Consider the following 26,544-nt stretch of genomic DNA (forward strand, 5'->3'; position numbering starts at 1 on the left):
CTATGGAATTCGGGCGACCCGGGTCGCAAAGCCCCAATAGCTAAGCGTGAACCGGAACCTTCGTTATTCTAGTCACTACCCTCGACTCAACAAATCAACTTTCGTTATCTTCGTTCTTACGTCTGCGATGCTTAGCAGCAAATCCAGCTAAACCAACAGACGCTAACAAGCTGGCGACTAACGCGGACTGTGTAACGTCACTACCCGTTTGAGGCAGAGCTTCTGACGGCTGCTTTGCAGAATCCTTCACAGCTTCTGGCTCTGTTTTTTGCTTCGGTTCCGCAGCCTGTTCAGGTACTACTTCAGTCAAAGGAGCTTCAGGCATTGGAATATACGGATATGATTCTGGCATCGGATATTCTTCTTGTCTTGGCTCTTCTTCTGGCTTCGACGGAGCTGGTGCAGGAGCTGGCGGCACAGGCGTTGGAGCAGGTTTGCTCTCAGAAATCACATCAATTTCAACAGTAATTTCCGCTTCGCGACCATACTTATCGGTAGTAGTAAACGTTAGCTCAACTTTCGGCTTGCCGTCAACAATCTTAGGCGTGCCAGAAATCTTGCATTCAGTACCAGCGCAATTTGCGTTAATGCCGTTTACAGAAGTCAAGCCTTGAGCAACTAACTCGTTAATAGTTAATGTCTTGCCATCTACTGTAACCGTTGTGTTATTAACATCTCCTTCAGTCATGTTTTGCAATCTGAAGTTCGTTAGAATACCCTCGCGAGCAGAACCACTAAACTTAAACTTCATAGGAGCCATCTTCTCGAAGTTTGCAGTAATAATGGTTTCGCTTTCTGGGAATACCATTGCAATATCAGCGTCAGTAATACCAGCTTGTACAAGTAAATTCTTCAAAGCTTCAATAGTTGAGTGTTGTGAATTACGAATTATTTTTGCCGTATATGACTTTCCTAATGTTTCAGCAACAATAGCCAATCTATTACGACTTGCTTCATAACTCATATTCTCGTTATTTATAGCTTCAGCAAGAATATTCTTTATAGCCGCAAATGTAGAATTCTTAGATTTGCGGATTACATTAGCTGTAAACGACATGCCATAGCGTTCAGCAATCTTAGCTAATGTTTCACGCTCAATATCAGTTGATTTGTGGTTATCAGCACTGTTATAGATGGTATCAATATGTTTAGAGTAAGATACTTCATCCCAATTCTTGAATATGTAACCTTTGTTAGCAAGAACGTCTGGAATATAATTATTTATTTCAGATATTCTATCTTTACGCACCCAGTATGTATGTACTCGTGACTGCATAGTTCCGCCATTGCCAGCTACATACGTTACCTTTGTGTAGTTTTCTAAAATAAACTTTCCTGCTTGACTGTTACTTGAAGGTAAATCTCTCTCTGCAATCACATTCGGAAGCACTTGAATAGGTACATTTTCATAACGTACTATCTTTGCACCCTTCTTATTTGGATCAGATGTTTCAACCCTCACTCTAACAGTAGTAATGCCCGGCTTTGCAATACGAACGGAATTGGCACCGGAAGAATAAGCTACACCCGCACCATGCATGCCCGCAATCTCTAGGTTATTAGGATCAACACCAGACACAAGCTCATCAGGAGCAGGAACTTCGTCTCCAACACTCTTAACAAACTGAGATACATTCACAGGCATATCAGCAATCTGATTTGCAACATATACGCGAATTTGTCTATTCTTATTTGTGTCAGTTAACGGAACAGGTTTGTTGCCTGCATCATAAACTTCCCACTTGCTAAAGCCCTTAAGCTGTTGCTTTAACTCATTAGTTTTATTATTAACGTCATTTTCATATGTAGTACTATCGGACTTAAAGTAGATAACTTTCGGTTTGTATGAGCCATCATCCCACTTCCTTCCGAAAGCTGGTAAGAACACATACGGCACGTAGTTATCTGGAATTTTCTCATTACTCTTCGCGTCGATGATGTTCATCACCTTTTCATACACTGCTTGGTATGTAGTATTTTCAGAGTACTTTAATTTGCGAATCTCATCATTCGTTAACAACTTTTCACCATTCGCGTTTTGCACATCAACGCTAGTTGCAGATGCTGGTTCACTTACCATCAAAGTAGTGACAGGAATTTCAGGTTGATTTGCTAAGCTTCTTCTTGCACGCGAACGAGCATCAGAATTATCATTATCAACAAAATTCTCAAGCTTCCTCCAGCCTTTGAACACGTAATGGTATCCATCAGCGTCATAATCCTTGCCAACAGCTTGCGGAGCTTTTACGCCCGTAACATCGTCTTTAAGAACGTAGTACAGCTTAGTAGTATCTTTATCAAGGCTGCCCTGATCTTTATGATCAACTTGATTGGCATTTATAAAGTTGACCTTAACATACTTATCCTTATTGAGAACAAGATCACGCTCTGCAGCAACACCCGTAAGAGGATTAGTATCGCCAGGCTGATGTGAAGGCTGAGTACTATCTGGTTTCGGTAGGCTCTTATCGTACATCAACTGGTAAATCACCTTTAAGCGTCCTACAAGTCTATAAGTCTTGTAATCTGCTGCATCCTTATACTTAACTGTAACTTTCAAAGGAACAGTGTACAAAGCAGGTTTCTTAAGCATCTTCTGCTTTAATGTATTTTGTTCAGCTTCAGTTGGTAAATCATATTCGACTTTTATGTCTTCTACGCCATTATTCGTAGCAGCATCTGCTTTGAGTTGAGGCATATTAGTTATAAAATCGGTTAACTTTGGAAGCGTGTCAGGCTTATCTTGCACAGCGACCAAGTAATCAGTCTGCACTGTTGGTTCTGTCCAAGGGGTTTGATCTGCCACGAACTCTTGGAATGGTTCATTGACTTTCCACTTGTCAGTAGAGTCAGCGACATTTGGAATTGAATCAACCTTCTTACCGTCGTTAAGCATGCTGCTTCGAGACCAAGTTCCCTTAGCGCCAGTTAGCTGATTATTAAGCCAAGCTAATGCGCCACTTCCTTCTTTTGTAATCTTCTCAAGATCAGTGCCCTTCTTTACGTAGAACACTTTAGGGCCGCTTGTGCCATCTTTCCACAATCGCCCTGGAGCAGGCTTGAAGATTGCAACTACAGCATCCTTAGGAACTTCACCACCGTCAGAAGTGCTAGAGAAGTATTCAATCTTCTTGTAAACAGCGGTGTAAGTTTTGCCAGAATTATCGTCAACAGTAACATCTTTATAACGACCTTCAGGATCGATATCGTACTTCTGCTCTGGATTTGGATTCTCAGCAGTCGGTTCTACAACCTTAGTTGCCCAGCCCTTGAACACATAGTAGTAATTATCTTGACCGTGATCCTTACCGAAGGCTTGCGGCACGCGGATTCTAACTTCCTTACCCTTATAAACGTACGCAGTAAGAGTAGTTTCTCCGCCAGCAGGATGATTAGCATTATCTCCATCGTGACCAACAATAGTGCCTTCATCATTCTTTCCGGTAAAAGTAATCGGTGCATACTCGTCAATATGAGCTTTGCCGTAGTCGGTAGCTTTGAACTTATCCCAATCGCTTGCGTACACCAAATCTGGCAGCACGCGGTACAGCACTTCAGCTTCAGCACTGTTATCACCAAGCTTCACTTGCACTTTAATCTTGTGCAAGCCTGGAGTGTTGTCAAACTTTTCACCATCAGCAAAGCTGAACTTAGCACCATCTGGATAATCACCAGCATTCGTTATAAGCTTCTTAGCATCATCACTATTTGCAATACTAATATTCTCAGTTGGCTTAAGCACTTGCGGAGCTGCAGCAACAGGAGCTTTTAGCTTGAATTTAGCAGTGTAAATTACCTCAGGACTGTTCTGCTCTTCAGAGCGAATCGGCAAGCGACTTACGCCATCAGCATACTGAAGCTTCGTAGAGCCAGCATCATACGAACCGATTTGCGAAGTCCAGCCATCAAACTCATAGCCTTGCTTTGCTTTCACTGTTGGAAGTGGCATCTGGTATGCCTTCGTGCCCTTAATTGCGTCGTACACAAGAGCAGAGCCGTCAGCTACATTATTATTTTGCCAGTCAACAACGCTACCCATAGAGCCTTGCTTATCATCCACTTTGAACACGTAGCGCGTGTAGTTGGTTGGGCGATACTGATTATCGTCCTGGCGCTTAAGCACGCGAACGTCTTTATACTTGAAGGTGATTGTAGGGATACCGTTAGTCTGCTTACCTTCGCTATCAGTAGTATAAATAATATTCTTCTGCGTAGTTTCCGGCATAAATCCTTCAATCGGCTTATAGAATGCTACGTCATAGTTTCTATTTACAGAGCTGACTTCGCTTTCTGGAAGAAGCTCCTTGCCGTTTTGATCAATATACTTTACCTTATACTTGCGCGTATTGTACGTTTGGTAAATAAACTCGCCAGTATTCTGCTTCTCATCACTCGAGGCTTCAAAGCTCGTGAAATGCTTATCCGGGAAGTGCGTTTCGTCACTGTAGACTGCTTCAGCATTGTAGCGCAAATGCTCGCGCAAACCTGAAACCGTTTGAGTAGAAATGTGATCCACCATCGCGGCTTTTTCTGCGTCTGAAAGACCCTCTTTCTTATAGTCAGCAAACGTGTACCCTGGCTTTAAGAATATGTGCTTAAAAGTACCGTTGTAGCGAGTATCCCTAACCCACACTGCATCAAGCTTTATATCTTCTACTACTTTATTGCCAAAAGCGTACGGCAAAGTTTTGCCGTTCTTAGTAATTTCCCAACCGTAGAAGTCGTAGCCCTTACGCGTTGGAACCTTTATATCATTCTTTTCGTCAATAACATTGTAGCGAGCGAACTCTTTTTTCTTAACTACATCTTGGATAGTATTGCCGTTTTCGTCAGTTCCAGGCATATGGTAGTCAAGCGTCACAGTGTGCTTAATATTAGTTGGCTTACCCCAGGCAGCGTAAAGCTTAATGCCGTTGACTGGCATTGTAATATCTTTGTTTTCGCCATTTATAAACTGAGTACCAGCCTGATCAACAGCCCAGCCTTTAAACACATAGTCTTCTGGCAAATCAGCAGGGCGAACGATGGAGTAAGTCTTGCCGTTAAGTGTGAATGTGTACTTGCCATCGAACTGAGTTGCGGTGTTATCACCACCATCTTTAGTTACAGAAGCATCATAAGATGTATCGTTTCCGTATAAATCTTTGTCTTCGCCCGTCAAATCTTTTTTGCCGCGCTTAGTCAAGCTATACTCGAACGGCAGGCTCTCTTTAGCAGAGCCATTGCCGTCCTTTATAGCATTGCCATCCGCATTATAAAACTGCACATCATACGACTTGCGGTCGTATCTAAATTCAATTATTTTGTTTTCTTCAAATTCAGTTGCATCACCAGAATAATCTTCTTGTTCATCTACTGGAACGCCCCTAAATTTTCTAAATTCTAAATGATACTTTTTAGCAAAAGCATTCTTCTCATCATCACTTAAATCATCCCAATTCCCATGACCATGAGATTCGTTATACCACTCTTCCCGTTTATCTTCAAAGTCGTCTGAATCTAACGAATCACTAACTTTTGTCTTATCATAACCATTAGCAGGATTAAAACCTGCAATAGATGGAGCTGTATATTTATAGCTATCGTTGGAAGTATCATCTTTGCTATATGAATCAGTTGAAAGCTCATAATCATTGTCGTCTATATCATCGCCACCGTTTTTAGCAGACGCAATACTTTGCTTCCTAATAATCACCTGTATAGGCGCACTTTTACTACTGGTATCAGCAGTAAGCAGACGCTGATTATCTTTTAGCTCGTACGCAGTTTGGGTATTACTCTCAGGGTCATCGCTAATTTTAGGCACTGTTCCAGCACCATTCTTAAGAGCAACACGCAAACTAGGGTCAGCAAATTCTTTTATAGTAAAACGATACGGAGGAGTGTCACGATACTCTACTTTCCCTGAATATCCAAGCTGCCATCCTAAAGAGCCTATATCTTCTTTATTAAAATCTAATTCATTTATATCAGGCCAAATATCAGTAAGCTTTTGACCGTAACGAACATTTACGCGGTAACCTTTATGGTTAATTACATTGCCATTATCATCTTCGTTATTATTATCATACTCCGTTGAACAATCGCCGCCGCCAGCATAGCAATAAATAGTTGTTTTGCCGTTTTCGTCTTTTCTTTTTATAGCAGCATTGTTTAAGCTATCATTTTTTATACCAGCAGGCTTAGCAAAAATAAGCTCGTAAGTATTGCGGTCGTAAACTAAGTTAAGAGTGTTGTTTAAGTCGTCAGCGCAAAGCTGCGATTTACTACGTTTGCCTAAATCTGGGCGACCCGGCACAAAATCATGTTGCTCAGTATTAAGCTTTTTAGTAAGCTCCTTATTCACATGGAAGTAGCGCGTAAATAAATCCTTGCCTTTATTTTCAGCGGCACCAGGATTCGCGGTATTGTACCCATCTAAGCTTGTTACAGGCGTATCGTTCATCCAGTTGAACTTTGAAATTAAGCCAGTCTTATGGTCAGAATCTTTTCCCTGCAGCTCTTCTTTAGTTAAGCCAAGCTCTGGGGCACTTACATAATCATCCGCGCTTGTTCCATTAAGAGCATTAGCGTCCTTAATAACGCCGGCATCATCCATTTTATCAAGCGCAACGTCGCTATCTGTCTTCACATTCTTGCGCTCAACAAGACCAACAAAGTCGTAGTTTTTAAGCGAATTTGGATTATCTTTGTCAACTAAATCCGCTTTTTGCACCCACACGTTCACGCGGTAGCTAGTAGTATTGTTCGCTTCCCAATTAGCGCGGAATTGCACATTGTGATCCGGCATCTTGTAGTCATCAAGAGAAACAATAGTATTCTCAGCATAAAGCGGATCACTCTCTTTGCTAGGATCTACTAAAGACCATCCTTTAAAAGTGTAACCGCGCCTAGTTGGGTTCGTAACTTGTGGCACATCTTGCTGGTAATACACTTTTTGAGCAGTAACATCCGTGCCGCCATCAGAATCGTACGTAACTTCATACGCTTTACGGTAGTAGCGAAGGTTCAAAACTAGCTTGTCTTTTTCATCTTCAGAATCCGAAAGCGGCGAGCTAATAAGATTATGCTCCGGTTCGTAGCCTGGGATGTACGTTGAAACAGCTGTTACATCCGAGCCAACTGTGCCAGTAATCTCTGTAACGTGTATTTTCTCAGTAGTGCCATCCTTATGCGTTACAGTAATTACTTTACCTATACCCAAATTAGGAGCATCGATAAACTTATCCTTATTATCGAGATCTTGCACCAAGTGACGCACATAGTACTTAGCTGTTTTAGGAGCGTAGTTGATGTTCAACTCGCCGTAGTACTGAATGCCGTCTTCTGCTGGCATCTGCGTAGAGGATGAAGATTGCGGATTTGTAGTTGTTTGAGATGATGAGGTTTGCGGAGCTTGAGCGACGTTATTTCCCCCAACAGCCTGCCTTTTCTTTACAGCGTATTCTTTAATAAGATTTTTGTCTAGACGCAAGTAGCGAACAGCATCAGCATTTGTGCCGTCGTCAATAACGAACTCGTTTTTATCGTTTTTAATGTAGTACTGGTATGTGCCTGAATGATATACAGATGGGCGGTATCCAGCAGACTTTGGAAGCTCAATATATTCGTACTTGCCATCTTTGCCAAGATTATCGAAGCCGGCTTTGTCAATCGTAAGCTCGTACGGCTGCACAAGCTGCTTATTCGCAGCGCCACCAATCGTATAGCGAATTTGCAAATTGTATGTAGCTTTTGGCTTTTTGTCAGTTTGTACCTGTTCGTTGGCTTTATCTGTGCTCTTCGCCTCTGGATTATCTGTATTCGGCTTAATTACCTGGCTATTTGGATCAGTTGCTGCGTTATTAGTTGTTGTGCCAGTGTTCTGTGTGCCAGCGGTCGGTGTAGAAGCAGGTGAAGCAGGTGAAGCAGGTGAAGGCGTAGCGCTTTTATCTTTGCCAGTGACGCCTGTACCTGTAACTGCACCTTGCGCATTATCATGCGAACCTTGTGCAGTGCCTTGTGCAGTTGGATTTTCTGCACTTTGCCCTTGCGCACCTTGCCCCCCTTGAGCATTGCCATTGCCTTCTGCACTTGGGCTCGCTGTATTTCCAGCACCAGCGCTAGATTCTGTACCTGCTGAAGGTGCAGAAGCAGACGGAGTTTCAGGCGCATTACTTGCAGGAGTTACACTACTCCCCTTGTTAGAACCGTTTGCACTTTCATCAACACTCCTACGAGAACGCACTTTTGGCTTATTTGCATCATTTACTGTATTCGCATTTTCTTCGTGAGTGCTTGAAGGTTGTGCGTTTGTATTCTGCTCTGTAGCAGGCTGCTTATTTTCAGCGTGTTCAGTCTGCGCTGAATTCTGATTTGGTTCAGCCTTTGCCTCTGGTTTCGTCTTCGCAACAGTCTTTGCACTTGCAGGCTGTGAAGTTTCTGGTTGTGCAGATTGCTTCGCTGCAGGAGCAGCAGCCGGCTTTGTGTATGAAGCCTTTGTATCTGAAGCCTTTGTATCTGCTGGCTTTACAGAATTTTCAACTTTAGGTTTTGCAGCAGTTGGCTTTTCAGTCGTTTTATGTGCATGTACAGACGCGTTCGACTTTGGCTTCTCCGCGACTTTACCAGTTTCAGCTGGATTGGTTTTCTCATCCTTAGTCTGCGTTGTATCTGACCTCTTCGCAGATTTTACATGTTTTGCAATCTCAGAACTTGCTGTACCTTGCTCACTCTTAGTCGCAGTCTTAGTAGCACTATTATCTGCATTACTGTCTGCACTACTAGCCGCAGATCTATCCTCAAAATTATTAGTATCAAAAGAACGATTTGAAGTCGAAGACGAATCGCCATTTGTAACAAAATATTCGCCATAATCCTTAACACCTACGGAAGAATCGCCAGCAACCGTTTCCTGATTCTCAACGCCTTCAGCGATAGAATTAGAATCAGTATTTTTAACTGAATATTTAACAGAATCAAACATATGGCGCGTAGTGCGATCAGAAGGAGCACCCGTGTTAAGCAATCCATGCTTATATAAGCCGTTTCCATCGCCATCGCCCTTGCCATTACCAGAGCCTTTGCCGGCGCCATTCCCAGCACCTTTGCCAGAAGTCTTAGCAACACTATTTACATAAGACGGATCAAAAGAATCAGGGTTAAAAGAAGTCCTAGCTAAAGCCGCTGCGCCAGGCAACACCATAGACAATGTAGACGCTAAAGCTACAGCTGCAACGCCAAGGCGATGACTAGAAGCACTAGTAGCAGTAGACGAGGAAGAACGCTTAGCAGCCTTAGCATTTTTCTTAGCGCTCTTAACGTTATTAGCGTTCTTAGTGTCGCCAGAAACACTCTTATGCTTAGCAGATTTAATGCTTAAAACGTCACTACCACTATTTTTAGTTCTAGCCAATTCGACTCCCAAACTCCGTTACATCTAGTACATAGAATCAACATGCACGTTTAGTATTCAACAATCAAAATACACAACATACGGCAATGTTTAGTAACCAGTGCACTCCAAAAAAATACTTAACCTTTATTATTTAAGCACAAGCTATGGATACCCCCCCCCCCATAAGCATTGCAATTTCTGTGTTTTTGGTGTTTCTTGTACTAAGTGAAATACCATGCTTGGTAGAGATTCTCGATTTTTCAAAAAACCGCGCAAGCCAAGAAAATCTTGACTACGCGCGGCTTATAAAATCTTAGAAAATCCTAAGCAAAACCTTACTCGGCTGCAGGAGCTTCGGCTGCAGGAGCAGCAGCATCGGCAGCAGGAGCAGCAGCTGGCTCTTCTGTAGCAGCATCTTCTGGAACAGTAACGCTAACAACAGACTCTTCGCCATCCATGTCGAGCACAACGCCCTCAGGAAGCTTAACATCTTTAGCAAACACCTTGGTGCCATCGGTCAAGCCGTCAACATTAACCACCAAGCGCTCTGGCAAGTTGGCAACGTCTGCGCGAACCTTAAGCTCCTGAACGTCTACGAATGCAACAGCAGCACCCTTTGGAGTACCTTCAACAAACACTGGCACCTCAACGTCAATCTTTTCGCCAGCCTTAACCTCGTAGAAGTCAATGTGCTCAACGATGCGCTTAACAGGGTTGCGCTGAACGTCCTTAACAACTGCGATTCGTGACTCATTGCCAAACTTAATGGTAAACAAAGCGTTTGCGTGACGAAGAGAAAGAGTAGTCTCCCTCATTGGAAGAGTCACGTGTACAGGCTCAGCACCACCAGCGTAAATGCTGGCTGGAATCAAATTGGCAACACGCAAACGGCGAGCAACGCCCTTACCGAATTCATTGCGAACTTCGCCTTCAAGTGTAATCTTTGTAGCCATATCGGTCTCCTTATGGTCTGGATTATGCGGATAATCTTATTTAAATCCAGCTTCAGGCGCACCGACGCGCCGAAAACCACCATAAGTTGGCTATCAGCCCAGTCGATAACGGAACTTACACAACAATCGCAAGCAACCAACGAATCGCAAAGCGCCTATCGCAAGTATCGCAGTGTTATTCCCTCGCCAAAGCAACTTATCTAGTCTATAAAAACACTTAGACAGATAAAGTCTAAAGTCAAATCCAACACCAAAAGGTGACTTGAATCACACCAACGATTATCATGTATATATAGTCAAAGGCGCATAACAAATATGTGCTCGAAACAAGCTGATTTAACCAAAATAAATTAGCAAATTTAAGCATTTAGCAAAATTAAGGAGCAGATGTGTCCGTCCTAAATACACTCCAGCAGCAAGCTTTCAATCTTGCTCGTAAGGCTTTGCAAATTGGCAGCAACTTCGCGCACCCAGTAAGCGACGACATCGCAGGAGAACCAGACTATTCTATTCCACAAGATCAGCAAGACGGATCACAGAATAAACAGAATAATCTGCTTCAGCAAAATCAGTATCTTCCACGAGTAGACGAATGGGGTTCTCAACTACAAACCACCACTTTCCTAGACCCACAAACTGGCTTGCTAACCACAAAAACGGACGGAAATCCGCCATTAGACGAAGGCACAAGCATCTACGACTTGTATGCAGACAGGGCAGCCAGAATGGGAGATGATCCGCTTTACACATACAAAGAAAACGATGAATGGGTTACAAAAACAGCCAACCAGTTCCTTACAGAAGTTAGAAAAGCCGCAAAAGGCTTGATTCACTATGGATTGCGCAAAGGCGACGCTGTTGCGTTAATGTGCAAAACCTCGTATGAGTGGGATGTTGTTGACGCTGCGGTTATGGCTTGCGGAGGCGTTCTGGCTACAATTTACGACACGGACTCCGCTGAGCAAATTCGCAACATTGTAAATAACTCCGATTCGCGCTTTTTGATTGTTGGCACAACTGAAATGAAAGACAATGCAGAAGGAGCTATTGAAGAATGCCCGAGCCTTGAGCGCATTATTTGCATAGAAACAGGCGGATTGGCGGAACTACAAGCCTTTGAATACTCCGTTAGCGATGAAGAACTAGACGAGCGAATTGACTCGGTTAAAAAAACCGACTTGTGCTCTATTGTGTACACTTCTGGCTCTACGGCTGCGCCAAAAGGCGTGGAAATGACGCATGAGCATTACTGCACAACCGCGTTAAACTTGCCAACTTACTTGCCGGACTTGCTTAGCGAGCCTAACGGTTCTGTGCTTCTATTCTTACCTCAAGCCCATTCGTTTGCGCGCGCAATCAACTATATTGTTGTTGCTAGCACGCTTAGAATCTACATTGCGCAAGGCATTACAACGCTTATATCTGACCTTCAAGTCGCAAAACCAACAGTTATGATTGTTGTTCCTCGTGTGCTCGAAAAAGTGTATAATGCGGCTTCGCAAAAGGCAGGTCATGGTGCTAAGGGACTTGCTTTCCAGGGTGCTGTTGTTACAGCTCAGCAATACATGAAGGAAGTACAGGATTCTGGAGACGCTAAGGCGCTAACAAAGGCTCGCCGCGCTGCTTACGATCCACTCGTTTACCGCCCAATTCGCCAAGCGCTTGGTGGGCGTGCGCGCTGGATTGTTGCTGGCGGTGCACCACTGGATCCAGAGCTGCTAGCGTTCTTCCGCGGCGCAGGCGTGCCAGTTTACGAGGGCTATGGTCTTACAGAAACCACTGCCCCGTGCGCGTTTACTCCTATTGGCGTTCCATTCCGTGAAGGCTCTGTTGGCATTGCTTTCCCAGCTTTCACTTTGCGAATTGCTAAAGATGGCGAAGTGCAAATTAAGGGCACTTGCGTGTTTAAGAAGTATCACAAGAATGAAGAGGCGACCGAAACTTCGTTTACAGAAGACGGATGGTATGCTACTGGCGATTTGGGCAGAATTGACGACGATGGCATGCTTTACATTACTGGTCGCAAGAAAGACTTGATCATTACTGCTGGCGGCAAGAATGTGGCTCCTGGTCCTATTGAAGAAGTGATTAAGCGTTGCGAGCTTGTGTCTCAAGCTCTTGTTCTTGGAGATAAGAGGCCATTCATATCTGCTCTTGTGACTTTAGACGAGGAGATTTTACGCAATTGGCTTAAAACCAAGGGTTTGGACGAGACTATGAGCATGGAAGACGCCGTAAATAACGCGGTTGTGCGTGCGGAAGTCCAAAAGTTTGTGGATATTGCAAACGAGGGCGTATCGCGCGCGGAATCTGTGCGAAAGTTCATTATTCTGCCAGAAGAGTTTACTCAAGAAAACGGCTTAATGACGGCTTCTATGAAGATTATTCGCCCGCGCGTTATTAAGAAGTATTCTGCATTGCTCAACGCGCAAATGTACACGATTCGCAAGAAGTAGCGCCTAAAGCGTAACTCGCAAATCGCCCAAAACCGCGGTTGACTGGTCTTATAACTGACTAGTCTTCCGCGGTTTTTTGTATCTACACACGATCCCGCTTTTTGCATCTACCCCATGCTTCATGCGTTATATTTGTCGCACCTCCGAGACAAATATAACGAAAATCAGCCAAAAGGCGTTACAAATGTCTCATCAGTGATGCAAATCTAACGAAATTAGGGCAAAAAGCGTTACAAATGTCGCACCTCCGAGACATATATAACGAATCCAGCCATCTCGCAACAGAAAACAAAGAACGTCGCTCACTCGAGACAAATCTAACTTCACAAAATCAGCGCACATACACCATCGCTCGCATAAATCACAGCATTTTAATAATCCTAGGAACTCCTGCATCAATCAGCTTACTCTCAACCCTTTTAGGATTAACAATATCCGAAATGGTAAAACGCACAATCCTGCTTACTCCACACTCCTTCATAAGCAACGCTTCACGCTCAGCCTGCCGGTCAATATTGCGATTAATAACACTAGGATTATACGATTTACGCAACATTCGATTATCGCATGACGAATTAAAATCGACGTTAGTATGACTAGGATTATCGAAATCAACGTAATACTTTGAATGCCCGTCAAACTCGCCAACAATCAACTCAGCATTGGGAAGCCGCCACAAAAAATCACACCTATACTTGCCACCTGAGTGCGGCAATATAAACTCGCGTTGCAATTCTGGCACCATAAATCCGAGCGAAATCATCGTTCCTCGCGCGAACGATTCACCGCCGTTTTCACTTAATCTATTTGCAAAACAACAAAGGCGTCTAAGCGAGAGAAACTTGTCTATTCTAGTTTCACAGCAACTTCCAAAAAATGTGCTTTCAAATAAATCAGAGGTTGTTGCAGCAGAAACACTTTTATAATTATTAATATCCGAAGTCGAATATCTACTTTCACAAATAGAGATGACTTTAGCAAAATCAACATTATCGCGAGCAGCAGAATCGAAAATCGACAATGCTGATCTAAAATTCATGCTATTTGCAACATCGAAAAGCATTGTGCTCTTATCTACAATATGACTTCGAACTCCGTAATCTATATTGTCGCTTAAATGCGAAAGAACAACGAAGCGACCGCCACTTCCCTCCCTTCCACGCACAATTCGAACATCATCACTAGTGCCATCCATCTCTCTGCCTGTTGCATTAATTCTACGCAACAACGGATTATCATTTGCAGACTTTCTGGTTATAGTGCGAACGTAAATTGGAATTGACTGAGACGGCAGCATTTTGACGCAATCACTATTTTTATCAGTTTTATAATCAGTTTTATAATCATATGTTATGTGATCATAATCATTCACAACATCGTAGCCGATTAGCGCAGCAGCAGTAACCCCTGTAAATTTCCAGTCTGGATGAATATCCATCAAAGAAAACGCTATATGTCGAATTTGCTCAGCTGTATACAGATTTTGCCAATATTCTGTTCTTGCGTAAAGACCTGGGAATACTCTCACAAGCGATCCTGCCCTAGTGTACCTATACACACACTGCCTTTGCGAATTGCTGATTGGATGAAAACAACGATGCTCAAACTCAGCTTTTTCGAGCATGCTTTTAACGTTAGACTTTTTCATAAGCCTGAGATTATGAGATAAGCAATGAATGCGCAATAGATTTTAAGGAATGTGGATAAAGGATAGCTTGTAAGTATTAGACTAGACTGAGTTGACTTACGACAAGCGTTAGATTTGCCTCACCGATGATGCAAATCTAACGGATTTGACCCAAAAAGCGTTACAAATGTCTCATCAATGATGCAAATCTAACAAATTTGACCCAAAAAGCGTTACAAATGTCTCACCTCCGAGACATATATAACAAATCTGAGGCAAACAGAGAATGTCGCTCGCGCAGATTTAATCCATAGGTATTTGATAAAATCGCGTTGAAAACTTGATACCCCCCCCCCGGTAGAAAATATGTTTTCCAAAACAAGACGAACGGCAAGAAATTGCTAAAAATCTTGTTCAAAAACACGAAAACTAGCGATTTCCTATTATCAAACATGAGGAGAGGTTTTATGAATGCTAAAATCGCAGCCGCTATATCTTTAGGCGCAAGTTCACTGGCATTATTCGCAATGGCAAATGTGGCAAATGCCGATGTTGTAAATCAAAACTCAGATAATGCAAATGTTGAAATTAATGCTAATCATGAGAATCCTGATCCACAGGAAGCTAAAGCAAATGAACTCGCAAGAGAAGCTGAAAAGCTTGAGTTAGAAACCAAAACAGAAGTAGGCAAAGCCGATGAAGCTGTTAAAAACGCAAATAGCAATCTTGCAAAAGTAAATAAAAAAGTAGAAGACGCATCCAAAAAAGCATCCGAAGCTATAGAAGCGAAAAATCAAGCAGAAAAAGATGCAGAGGATGCAAAGAAGCAAGATGCAGAAGCTAAAGAAAAAGTAGATGCAGCTCAAAAGATAGTTGACGAAGCCGAAAAAATTAAAGAAAATGCACAATTAGCGGCAAGTAACGCCGAAAATGCAAAGAAGCAAGCAGAAAACACTGAAGCACAAGCTATAGATGCAAAGAAGCAAGCAGAAACACAACTTGAACAAAATCAAAACGAACTACAAAATGCCCAAAAAGCTGTAGATGAAGCAAAAACAAATCTGAATGAAGAAAACAAGAATCTAAACGCAGCTAAAGAAAATCTTGAAAAAGAAAAGTCATCTTATACCTCTTTAGTTGAAAGCGCAAAATCTCTTGAAGAAGCAAAGAAGAAAACAGATAATGAGCTTAAAGACAAAGAAACAGAATTAAAAGAAAAACAAGCACAGTTAGAGCAACTTAAAAAGTCTGATTCTGCTTTAAGCAATACGGATTTGGAAAAAGTAAAACAAATTGCTAAAGAGAAAGAATCCGTTTATAAGCAAGCTCAAGAAAAAGTAACAAAAATTAAAGAAACGCTTGCTACAAGTACCCAGAAAATTAACAAAACAAGTGAAGAACTAGAATCTAAAGAAAAAGAACTAGAAAAAATCGGTGATTACAAAAAGCTAGTTGAATCTTACAAAAACTTAGACAATCTTAGAGGAAAAGCAGATGCAGCAGAAAAAGTCTACGATGCTGAAAGCAAAAATGATTCTAATACAGAAAATTCATTAGAGAAGAAGTCTGACTTCTACAAGTTCTTGCAATATGTGATTAACACTGAAAAAGCTAAGGAAAATAACAAAAACGAAGATCTTATTGCAGACGCTGAGCGCGCGCAGAAAATTCTTAAAGGCGAATCATATGTGATTCCAGGGCAAGAATTCCAAGATGGATCGTATAAAGAAGCACAAACAATAGAAGCTCCAACGTGGTATGAAGATATTGTAAAACCTGGGCTTGGTAGAGTTGGCAGCGCTGACTCTTTGCAAAACATGAAGGAAGCCGCTGAGTATTATGATGCTTTAAATGAGTACAGAAGAAACGATAACAACGCGTTGCAAAATGTAAACGTGCGTTTAAGCTTGATTGCCGAAAGCATTGTGCATTCCTTCTACTCTGCTGCTATTAATAATCATGCAGTAAACCATGAAAAGTATGATAACGCTAGTGTTATGGACACTACACCGTACAAAACTGCAGAAAATCTTGCGTGGGGAGATTACGACGGGCATAAAAATGGTCGAATGAAATATTCAAATAACGATTGCAAAGTTCTAGACGACGGTAAAACTTCATGCTCAAAGCAAATTAAAACGCAAAGCACGGAACCTAAACCTACAGATAATAAGTGGAATGCCTTAGACGGCTGGTATACGATTGAAAAGAATCGCTATGAAGAGGCTAGAGATACAGGAATCTTCTATACATTCAATGGCGATACAAAGATTGAAAACAAGCTTTCTGAAGCTGGTAAGCAATTCCTTAGGGACAATCAATATGATTTTGGAATGAAATTAAGCCAAAATCCAAACACAAGATTATTCGAAGAAAATGACGAAAATGGCAAGCTAACTAATTTATTTAGTCTTTCCGTAGGTCATTACACTACTTTTGCTAGAAAAGATATAAGTGCTGGCGGTTTCGCAGAAGGCGATTTATATATTCAAGAAATGACTAGACCTTCTGGCGGGAAACAAGAAACTGTTACAAAAAATGAAGATGTTGCTGTGTGGCACGGAAGCAATGAATATTCGATTAGCGTTGCCAAATATAAAGAGCTTCTTGATGGTTATGAGAACAGTCTAAAACAAGAAAAAGCTGCTGGAAGCGCCTCTGAAGATGCAGATGAAATCGTTAAATTGCAAAAGCTGAATGCTGAAGCAAATAAAGCAAATGCAAATTTGTTTGAAGCTAAGTACAATCTTCGAAAAGTACAATACGATTTGAATTTGCCAGACAAAAAGAGCGCTAAGGGGCTAAAAGAACAAGAATTAGAACATGTAAAAGCCGAGAAAGAAAAAGCAAATAATGAAGCTAAAAAATATGGCGACCCTAACGCAGACTGGGGAATCGAAGAAAATGCAGCTATTGCAAAAAAGCTTGCTCAGCAGTGGCAAACAAAGTACACGCATCTAAATGGAAAGGTTAAAACTCTTAGTAGCTCAATAGATGCTGCGAATGCTAAGAACTTACCAAATAAAATCGCCTTGGATGCTTTCACAAATGCTGCATACGATTTTGATAGCGCTAAGAACGAGTTAAAAAAATCTCAAGAAGAATTTGCAAAGCTCACTATTGAAGCAAAGAAATACGAGAATGAGTATAAAGTTGCAAGCACAAATGTAGAAGAAGCCGAGAAACAATCTCAGTTAACTGGTGAAGCAAAGCAAGCTAAAATCAGGGAGTTTGAAGAATCTGTAAAGCAACTCAAATCTACTAAAGACGATTTGCAAATCAAAGCTAATGATGCTGCTAAAAACTTGGCAGAAGCCAACGAGAAGGTCACGAAACAAGATGAAACTGTTGATAGTGTCACACGGTTGCTTGATTCTGCTCGTAACAGAGTTAGTGAAGCAGAGAAACAATTCAATCTTGCAAACAAAACTAAGGAAAAAGCTGAACAGAAAGTTGCGGAAACTCAAAGCCAAGTTAACAAAGCACAGAAGCAAATTGAAGATGCAAGCCAACAAATTGATTCTGCTAACAGAAAAGTTACAGAAGCTCAAAAGCAAGTTCAAGATGCTGAACAGCAGGTAGCTGCAGCAACCGAAGTTAAGAATAAAGCTGATGCTACTAAGTCGAATACAACTAAGTTAGTATCTGATGCTGCTGCTAAAGCCGCTCAAGCTAAGCAAAAAGCTAATGAAGCAAAGTCTGCTATTGAGCAAGCACAACGCATTACAAAAGAAGCTCAAAGCCAATTTGAATCAGCAAAGAAAAAGGCTGAAAACGTTAAAATGCAAGTTTTGCAAGCAAAGCAAAAAGTTGCTGAATTGCATGAGAAAGTTAAGACGCTTTTGGCTGGAGCTAAAAATAACGTAATTGAAAGGTACAACGCTACTTTTGCTGCCGTAAATCAAAGCTTCAATAATTTTGAGAATACGCTTATTCTTCGTTTTACAACGCTTGATGCAGTGGAACAGTCTCTTAATGAATCTACTAGTACTTTAGATAAGACTTTAAAGGACGTAAATTCGCTGGTGACTTCAGATAATGAGAATAATGGTGATGGTGGCAATAATGGTGGTAATAATGAATCTCCAACAGTGCCACAAACAAATCCGTCTCATGACGCAAGCACAGATTTAACGCCTGCTCCTACCCCATCTAAAGAAGTAGAATCGGGCAACGCTAATCAGAATACTGGTTCAACTAGCGCAACGCAGAATAACACGAGCAACAGTACGAGTTCTAGCGAATCCTTCGAGAACTACTACAACCAGTATCTTGCAGGATACGCAAACAACTTATTCGGCAGCGAGCAACTCGGATTCCACGCTGCTATTCCAGCTGCACAATCGCAAAGCGCAAACGATGCTAACGGTGCTAACGGTGCAAATGCTCAAAATGATAATGGCGTTGCAGCGAATAATGTTGCAGGAGCTGCGCACACTAACACTCTTAGCGCAAGCAGCGCTAACCGCATAGCAGCTGCTCTTGCATCTGGCTCTAAAGCTGCAGCTAAGGATCTTGCTAAAGATCTTGCTAAAGCACAAGATGCTGCTAAGGATTCTGCTGCTAAGAGCGAGTCCAATAAGGATAATGCAAAGAACGACGCAAAGGATTCTGCAAAGAGCAAGTCTAAGAGCGAATCCAAGAATGATTCCAAGAGTGAATCTAGTGAATCCAAGGATGAGTCTAAGAACGCTCAAGCTTCTGGCGGCGCACAAGACGGAGCGCAAAGCGCATCCAACAACACTACGCTTAAGGTTGTTGCAGCTCTAGCGGCTGTTGTTGCAGGAATCGCAGCAATCGGAGGCGGCACTTACTTCGCTCGCCATCGTCGCCCATAATCAAAACTAAAAAACAAAAATAAAACCGCGGTTAACTGGTCTTATAATTGACTAGTCTTCCGCGGTTTTTTGTATCTACACACGATCCCGCTTTTTGTAGCTCTACACACGAAAATCAGCAACAAAATGCGGAAAAAACGACGCTTCATGTAGTGCGTTTGTATGACGACACGCCGTATTTTAGGTACAAACACACTACAAGGCAGGTCCTCGTTCGCACGGATTAGCCGTGCGAACGTCTTCGCTTGCGTTGAAAGCACACCGTGCTTTCAACCTTAAGCAAGCTCAGCGCTCCGAATTGCCTTTTCGCGCTACGCTCTAAGCGAAAAGGCAGGTCGTCGCGCTAGAAACCCAAGCGCTCAAGCTTCTTAGGATCGCTCTGCCACCCCTTTGCAACCTTCACATGCAAATCGAGCACAGCTTTAGTGCCCGTAATACGATTCACTGCAGTGCGCAAACGCTTCTTAACGCGCACAAGATGCTCCGCACCGCGCCCAATAATAATTGGCTTTTGCGAATCGCGCTCAACATACACCGACACAATCACATGCGCTTTATTATCGTCATATTGCGCATCACCTCCATCGCCTGGGCGCACAATGTCATCTACAACAACCGCCAGCGAATGTGGCAACTCGTCGTCAAGTTCCTCAAGAAAAGCCCCACGAATCAGCTCCGCAATCATGCTAGAAGGACTCTCCTCGCTAAGCTGATCGTCTGGATACATCTTCGGGCCTTCTGGAAGATTGTCAATCAAAACCTTCTTAACTTCGTCAACATTGTCGCGTTCCAAAGCGCTAACTGGCACAATATCAGTAAAATCAGCAAACTGTTGAATCTCAATCAAATGAGACACCAACTCATCGCGGCTTAGCGTATCAATTTTAGTTACGATTCCAATAAGCGGAACCTTCCACACCCAGTTTCCAGACGCATCTTTTTTGGCAAAGTCGGAGCGAAGTCGGCTCAAGATTCTTCTATCTCCAGGCCCAATCTCTTGATCTGCTGGAAGCAAGAAAGCAATAGCATCCACATCCGCAAGCGACTCGTCTACAATGTCATTCAAACGTTGACCTAGCAAAGTGCGCGGCCGGTGGATTCCTGGCGTATCAACTAACACCATTTGCGCGTTTGGAGTTGTTAAGATTCCGCGGATCGCCTTGCGCGTTGTTTCTGGGCGAGAAGACGCGATTGCGATTTGCGTTCCGATTAGCGCGTTCATAAGCGTTGATTTTCCAACATTTGGTCTGCCTACTACAGCAACAAATCCCGATTTATAGCCGTTAAAATCAGGCACTTCTACGCTCGCTTTTAGAGAAGGATCTAAATTAGCAAACATTTCGTCATTCATATCTTCCATATCTTCCATATCGTCACTCATATCATTAACATCTTTCATATCATTCATAATTCAACACTATTTATCGCCATCAACTTGCGATGATTCGCTATCTTTACTACTATCTTTATCGCCATTCTTGCCATTATTCTTGGCATCAGCCTTGCTGTCACTCTTTCCGCCGCTCTTTCCAGCGCTATCGTCTTCTTTAAGACCTTGAATATCTTTAAATCCTTGAATATCTCGCTCAACGAGAATCGTGGAGACTTTCTTGCGTCGCCCAGCAGAATCAACCGCGGTTAGCTTAAGACCTCTCGTCACAGCACTCGACCCAACAATCGGCACGTTTCCAAGCAACTTGGTAAGCAACCCAAACACAGTGTCTACATCGTCTTCGTCTATATGCACTTCAAAAATATCTTCCAAATCGGCGATAGGCGTGCGCGCAGGCATTTTCCATACACCCTTACTCACCTCTTGCGGATCCGCGTGCTGAGTGCGATCGTGCTCGTCTTCTAGCTCTCCAACAATTTGCTCAATCGCGTCTTCAATCGTAACAAGCCCTGCAATTCCGCCATATTCGTCTACAACAACGGCAACATGTTGTCGGATTCGCTGCATTTCGTGGAATAAATCATCCACTGGCTTGGACTCTGGTACAAGCATTGGGCTTCGACTAATCGTAGAAACTGCGCGCTCAGATGCTGCTGGATTAAACACGGTTGCGCGCACAGCATCCTTTAAATACGCGATTCCTTCCAAATCGTCAACCGACTCGCCAATTATAGGCACGCGAGAAAATCCAGATCTTGAGCACAATTTTAGGAAATTTTCCAGCGTTTCGTCGTTTTTAACACAAATCATATCGGTTCGCGGAACCATGATTTCGCGCGTTAACGTGTCGGAAAGCGTAAGCACGTTGCGCATCATCTCTGAAACTTCTGGGTCAAAATCGTTTGCTTCCACAAGCCTATCGATACTCGCTTTAGCTTGATCTAATTGAATATTTTCCAACTCTTCATCGTCGGAAAGAGCAGCATTCTTCTTATGATTTTGGCTTTGATTTTGCGAATCTCCACGACTTGCGATTTTTGCAAACGGATTCATAAAAACAGCAATCGAAATTATTCTAGACAAGCGCATCAGCTTAAAAACTGGCTGAGCCGCTCCCACTGCTCTTGGCCGCACAAGAACAGAAACAATTGCAACAATCATTGCAACTATTAGCCCGATTAATAGCGTTAACCAAAGAGGCGCACCAAGAGTCGCCGCGATTGCAGAAAAAGCCACGCCGTCCAACACGTTACACACGATTCGCACAAATGCGCACGCTCCGCTCGTAGCATACCTATCTGCTATAAGCTTTTTTGCTCTGCGAATTCTAGCAAGCTTCCTCAAGCGAACGACTTGACTTTCGTTATCGTTCGTTTGCTCTTCAATCATAAGATTATTAAGACTAGACCTTGTAACTCTTGGCACAGCCCCTTCCGCCGCCGCCATTGCAAGCGAAAGCCACACAAGCAAAACTGCGACTATTGCAATTGCACACAAGCAAGCCCACATATGTGCAGGCAAATCGGGAATCGGCGGAATTGTAATGTTATTTAGCATGATTTTTCTCGTATTCTTCCAGCTCATTTACGGCACCAGCTGGCAAAGTGGCGTCGTAAAGCTCGCCAGATCTAGCCGCAAAGAACGTTAGCAAAAGCTGCCTTTGCAAGCCAAACATTTGCTTTTCTTCTTGAGGCGTAGTGTGATCGTATCCAAGCAAATGCAACATTCCGTGAATCGTGAGCAATAGCATCTCTTCCATTGTGCTATGCCCTGCCGCTGCTGCCTGTTGAGCCGCCACCCACGGGCAAATCACAAGGTCTCCAAGCATTCCTTCACTCACTTTGTCGTCGCTTCCAGGAGTCAGCTCGTCCATTGGAAAGCTCATAACGTCTGTAGGACCTTCTAAGTCCATCCACTTTTCGTGAAGACTAGCGATTGGCTCTGGGTCCACAAAAGTAATTGACAAATCGGATTGAACGCTTACTCGCATTTGTTGCAAAACCCACATTCCAAGGTCGGAGAATATTTTTGGGTCGATTTGCCAAACGGTTTCGTTCATCACTTCAACACTCATTATTACTTGATATTCCTCTCAAGACTTTGCGATTCGTTGGCTGCTTGCGACTCAAGACTTTTCCTATTTCTAGCCTTCTCGCGCCTAAAATCAGCCTCGCGATTTTCCCACGCTTCATACGCTTCTACGATTCGCCCAACAAGCTCGGCCCTAACAACGTCTTGCGCATTTAAGTGAACAAACGCAATGCTTTTAACGTCTTTCAGCACGTTCTCAATCGAAGCTAATCCAGATTTTGGAACCGCTAAATCAACTTGCGTTCTATCCCCTGTAATCACCATTGTGGTGTTAAATCCAAGACGCGTCAAAAACATCTTAAGCTGCTGAACAGTAGCATTTTGCGCTTCGTCTAAAATAACAAAAGCGTCATTAAGCGTGCGACCTCTCATGTATGCAAGCGGCGCCACTTCCACAACGTTCTCGTCCATATACCTCTTAAGTTGCGGCGCTCCCAACATGTCGGAAAGCGCGTCATAAAGCGGCCTTAAATATGGGTCTACTTTGTCGTTTAGCGTTCCAGGCAAGAATCCAAGATTTTCCCCAGCTTCTACAGCAGGGCGCGTCAACACTATTCTTCGCACTCGCCCATCTTCTAAAGCTCTAACAGCCTTAGCAACCGCTAAATACGTTTTTCCAGTACCAGCAGGCCCAATTCCAAACGTTACAGTATTTGATTCCATTGCTTGAACATAAGCTGTTTGACCCGCTGTTTTTGCGCGAACAGGATTTCCTCCTGCAAACGTTATAACACCTTTAGCCATTCGCGCTTTTCTGCTCATTGCGCGCCTTTTAGCATCTTCACTAGATGGCATTAAATCGGCAGAACCGCGCGCAAAATCGCTTTCCATTGCGCCAGTTCCAAAGCCAGATTCAGCTCCAGTACCAAAAGACTTTAATCCGCTAAACGCTCCGCCTAAAACTCCACCATTGTGCCCAATTCTATCGATTCGCACATTATGCTCGCTACCTTTAAGCATATCTCTTTCTAGCATGCGTTTTACAGCATAAGAATCAACAGGAGATTCGTAAGCGCAATCAACTATTTTGCGCAACGCGTGTTCGGCTTTGCAAGCGTCTTCCTCGCTTCTTGCGCTTCTAGATACGATTTTCACACAATCCGCGTGAACGGAAATATCTATGCTTGGAAAAGCCTTCTCCAACTCTCTTAAGTTTGAATCTGCTGCTCCCAAAACAGCAACTGGGCTTAATTCGCTTGGAATTTGAACAATACGCGTTGTACTATTTGCCACGATTTATAAACTACCTTCTTCAAGTTTTTCGCCTGTTAAAACATGAGCGTGAACATGGAACACGGTTTGACCAGCTCCCAAACCAGTGTTGAAAACAAGGCGATAATCGCCATTATAAAAGTCGTTTGCAATTTTTTGCGCAACGCATGCAATATGAGCCAAAACATCAGAATCATTTTGAGCAAGATCTGCAACATTCTTGTAATGATTGCGCGGAACAATCAAAACATGCACCTTGGCTTGCGGATTAATATCTTTAAAAGCCACTACTTCATCGTCTTCATACACTTTGCTGCTTGGGATTTGCCCATCAATTATCTTGCAAAAAATGCAATCGTCGTCAGTTTTGTATGTTTTGCATGCTTTATCCATTATTTTGCCCACTTTTCAATAATTCTTATTGCAATTCTTGTTGCAATTCTTATTGCCGAACACCATTTACTATTTTACACAAAACACGCACAAAGCTTGCAAAGATTGCTTACTACTCATACCTGCCAAGTGCTCTAGAAAGCAACGATAAACATACTGGCCCTGCTGTAGATGCGCGTAAAATATTGCTTCCTAAAACGCAACTTTTGGCGCCAGCGTCTATAAAACTTTGCACTTCTTCTTCGCTAATTCCGCCTTCTGGCCCCACAACTACATAAACAGTGCGCGTTTTGCCATCTTTTAAGCATTTTTCCGTTAAGTCGTTTACGTAGTTTTCGATTTGACTAAAAGAATCCGTTGCGTCTTGATGCAAAACAACTACAAGGCTTCCATAAACGCATGCACGCCTACAAATCGCTAGAATCTGCTTGCTTGTAACTGGTTCTAAAAGCTGTGGAATCCACGCTCTGCGCGATTGCTCCGTTGCAGCCTCAAGCACTTGATTCCATCGCTTATCTGTGCGCCCTGGCTTCCATTTTGAAATCGACCTATTTGCGCACCAAGGAATTACTTCGTCTACACCAATTTGGGTAGCCATGTCTATTGCTTGCTCGTCGTGACCCGTTTTTGCGAGAGCCTGAATAAGCGTTAATCGGGTTGTTGGCGCTGGTTCTTTTATGAACGAATCTACTCTAACTAAGCCGTTTTCGCTGTCTGTAATCGTTGCGTGAATTCGCACTCCTTTGCCGTCCGAAAGGTCTAGCGAATCGCCATCCGAAAGTCGCATTGCGCTTATTGCGTGCCTTTTAACGTGTTGAGGCAAGCTAAGAGTCCACCCTTCTTCAATCCCATTTGCAAGAACGGGCGCATCGTCTTTATTCGTATCCAGCAAAAACAAAGCATCTGTCATAATTTAAGCCTAACGTTAGGCGCAGCCAACATTTTTGCTACTTCTGTGATTCGCTCAAGTATTTCTGCTTCTGCATTTTCGCTCAAGTATTTCTGTGCAAGTATTATGGCAAACTAGAATTATATGAATTGGAGGTATGCGCAAATGGTTGACGATTTTAGACGCAACTTTGCGCATTCTAATAATCAAGATTGCACTACAAGCGATGAAGCTTTTGTGACTTTTCGCGTCTCTCGTTTTACTCCAAATGACGGTTCTTGCGATTCGTTGGTTGCTGGCGATTCAGCCACCGATTCAGCCACCGATTCAGCACCAATCGCCTCCACTAACTCCCCTGGTTTAGTTAGAAGGCACAGAGAAAGCCCTTTTGCAAAAAAGCGCAAAAGTAGCCCATTTCCAACGCAAAATTCTGGCGATTTACCAGCTAAACCATTAAGCGGAAAACATTGGATTCAAGATTATACGATTCGCGCGCGCAAAAACGACACGATTTTAGACTGCTTGCTTAAAATTAAGCGCACAATAGACCCCACTTTGGCATTTAGATACTCTTGCGGTCACGGCGTTTGCGGATCGGATGCTGCAAACGTAAACGGCATGCCCACTTTACTTTGCACAGCCACAATCGCCCAAAACGCTAGGCAAAATACACAAACTCAAGGTGTTAGATCAAGCGGTTTTAGAAAAACTGGTAGCGTAAAGTCGCAAGCTTCCGCAACACCAACACCAACACCAACAGCCGATGAAAATCACAATCTGCAAGTTCAATCTCAAGAGATATCTTCACTAATCCAAAATGGAAGCTTTGGCATTATTGAGGTTGCGCCACTTTCAGGCTTTCCTATTCAAAGAGATCTTATTTGCGATCTTTCCCCAATGATTGCACAGCTTAAAAGACTCGAGCCATATTTGCAAGCGCAAGATGTTCAAACAAGAAACAGCAGCGGAAAACTTGCGATTATTGAGTTTTTGCAGCACCCAGAGCAGCTTGCAAAGTTTGAGCTTTTAAGCAATTGCATAATGTGCGGAGTGTGTGAAGGAATTTGCCCAGTCTATGCAGGCGGAGAAGCGTTTATTGGGCCTGCAGCGCTTATAAATGCTGCGCGATTTATTAACGATTCTAGAGATAACGCCACTAATCGAAGATTAGACTTGGCGGATTCTAGCGACGGCATAAGCGCGTGCCAATCCGTGCGAGCATGCTCCAGGCAATGCCCACGCGGAATCGACGTTGGAGAAGAAATTTGGCAACTTACAACGCTTATAAATGAGCGAAAAATGAAGGAAAACTAGCC

12 protein-coding genes are annotated in these 26,544 nt (G+C 43.0%); 3 read left to right on the top strand and 9 right to left on the bottom strand.

Features of this window, described 5'->3' with window-relative positions; translation table 11 throughout:
• Nucleotides 1-94 precede the first annotated feature (94 nt).
• Nucleotides 95-9,394 (bottom strand): InlB B-repeat-containing protein, encoded by a 9,300-nt coding sequence (locus HXT60_RS03790; protein ID WP_421790782.1) that lies wholly within the window; start codon nt 9,392-9,394, stop codon nt 95-97.
• Between the two features lie 317 nt (nt 9,395-9,711).
• The gene (locus HXT60_RS03795) at nt 9,712-10,329 is read right to left on the bottom strand and encodes a 50S ribosomal protein L25/general stress protein Ctc (RefSeq protein ID WP_004113089.1); all 618 of its coding nucleotides are present in this window, start codon (nt 10,327-10,329) and stop codon (nt 9,712-9,714) included.
• A gap of 389 nt (nt 10,330-10,718) precedes the next feature.
• Here HXT60_RS03795 and HXT60_RS03800 point away from each other — a divergent pair, with 389 nt between their 5' ends.
• Nucleotides 10,719-12,785: an AMP-dependent synthetase/ligase gene (locus HXT60_RS03800; RefSeq protein WP_020760211.1), complete on the top strand. Its 2,067-nt coding sequence runs from the start codon at nt 10,719-10,721 to the stop codon at nt 12,783-12,785.
• A gap of 361 nt (nt 12,786-13,146) precedes the next feature.
• Here HXT60_RS03800 and HXT60_RS03805 read toward each other — a convergent pair whose 3' ends face one another.
• A complete protein-coding gene (locus HXT60_RS03805) occupies nt 13,147-14,433 on the bottom strand; it encodes a hypothetical protein (RefSeq protein ID WP_004113096.1) in 1,287 nt (428 codons plus the stop codon).
• 446 nt (nt 14,434-14,879) lie between these two features.
• Between HXT60_RS03805 and HXT60_RS03810 the strand changes: the two genes are divergently transcribed.
• Entirely contained in the window at nt 14,880-19,250 is a 4,371-nt protein-coding gene (locus HXT60_RS03810; protein ID WP_410313046.1) for a Tat pathway signal sequence domain protein, read from the top strand.
• A gap of 343 nt (nt 19,251-19,593) precedes the next feature.
• Here the strand turns inward: HXT60_RS03810 and era are convergent, their stop codons facing one another.
• The 6 genes from era to HXT60_RS03840 all read right to left on the bottom strand — a co-directional run bounded on the left by era (nt 19,594) and on the right by HXT60_RS03840 (nt 25,249).
• A complete protein-coding gene (gene era, locus HXT60_RS03815) occupies nt 19,594-20,658 on the bottom strand; it encodes a GTPase Era (RefSeq protein WP_421790785.1) in 1,065 nt (354 codons plus the stop codon).
• Between the two features lie 9 nt (nt 20,659-20,667).
• Nucleotides 20,668-22,200, bottom strand: coding sequence for a hemolysin family protein (locus HXT60_RS03820; RefSeq protein WP_009994156.1), 1,533 nt, complete (start codon nt 22,198-22,200; stop codon nt 20,668-20,670).
• Complete coding sequence (gene ybeY, locus HXT60_RS03825) at nt 22,190-22,717, bottom strand: rRNA maturation RNase YbeY (RefSeq protein WP_004114866.1); 528 nt, start codon at nt 22,715-22,717, stop codon at nt 22,190-22,192. The genes HXT60_RS03820 and ybeY overlap by 11 nt, the downstream gene beginning before the upstream one ends.
• Before the next feature lie 2 nt (nt 22,718-22,719).
• The gene (locus tag HXT60_RS03830) at nt 22,720-23,967 is read right to left on the bottom strand and encodes a PhoH family protein (RefSeq protein WP_421790787.1); all 1,248 of its coding nucleotides are present in this window, start codon (nt 23,965-23,967) and stop codon (nt 22,720-22,722) included.
• 3 nt (nt 23,968-23,970) lie between these two features.
• Complete coding sequence (locus HXT60_RS03835; protein ID WP_004114864.1) at nt 23,971-24,339, bottom strand: histidine triad nucleotide-binding protein; 369 nt, start codon at nt 24,337-24,339, stop codon at nt 23,971-23,973.
• A 112-nt stretch (nt 24,340-24,451) separates the two neighbouring features.
• Nucleotides 24,452-25,249, bottom strand: a complete 798-nt coding sequence (locus HXT60_RS03840) for a 16S rRNA (uracil(1498)-N(3))-methyltransferase (protein WP_004114863.1) — start codon at nt 25,247-25,249, stop codon at nt 24,452-24,454.
• 144 nt (nt 25,250-25,393) lie between these two features.
• Here HXT60_RS03840 and HXT60_RS03845 point away from each other — a divergent pair, with 144 nt between their 5' ends.
• Nucleotides 25,394-26,542, top strand: coding sequence for a succinate dehydrogenase/fumarate reductase iron-sulfur subunit (locus HXT60_RS03845; RefSeq protein ID WP_421791416.1), 1,149 nt, complete (start codon nt 25,394-25,396; stop codon nt 26,540-26,542).
• Nucleotides 26,543-26,544 lie beyond the last annotated feature (2 nt).

Origin of the sequence: Gardnerella sp. KA01002 (assembly GCF_049244015.1) — a bacterium.
In the GTDB taxonomy this organism is placed as follows: domain Bacteria; phylum Actinomycetota; class Actinomycetes; order Actinomycetales; family Bifidobacteriaceae; genus Bifidobacterium; species Bifidobacterium vaginale.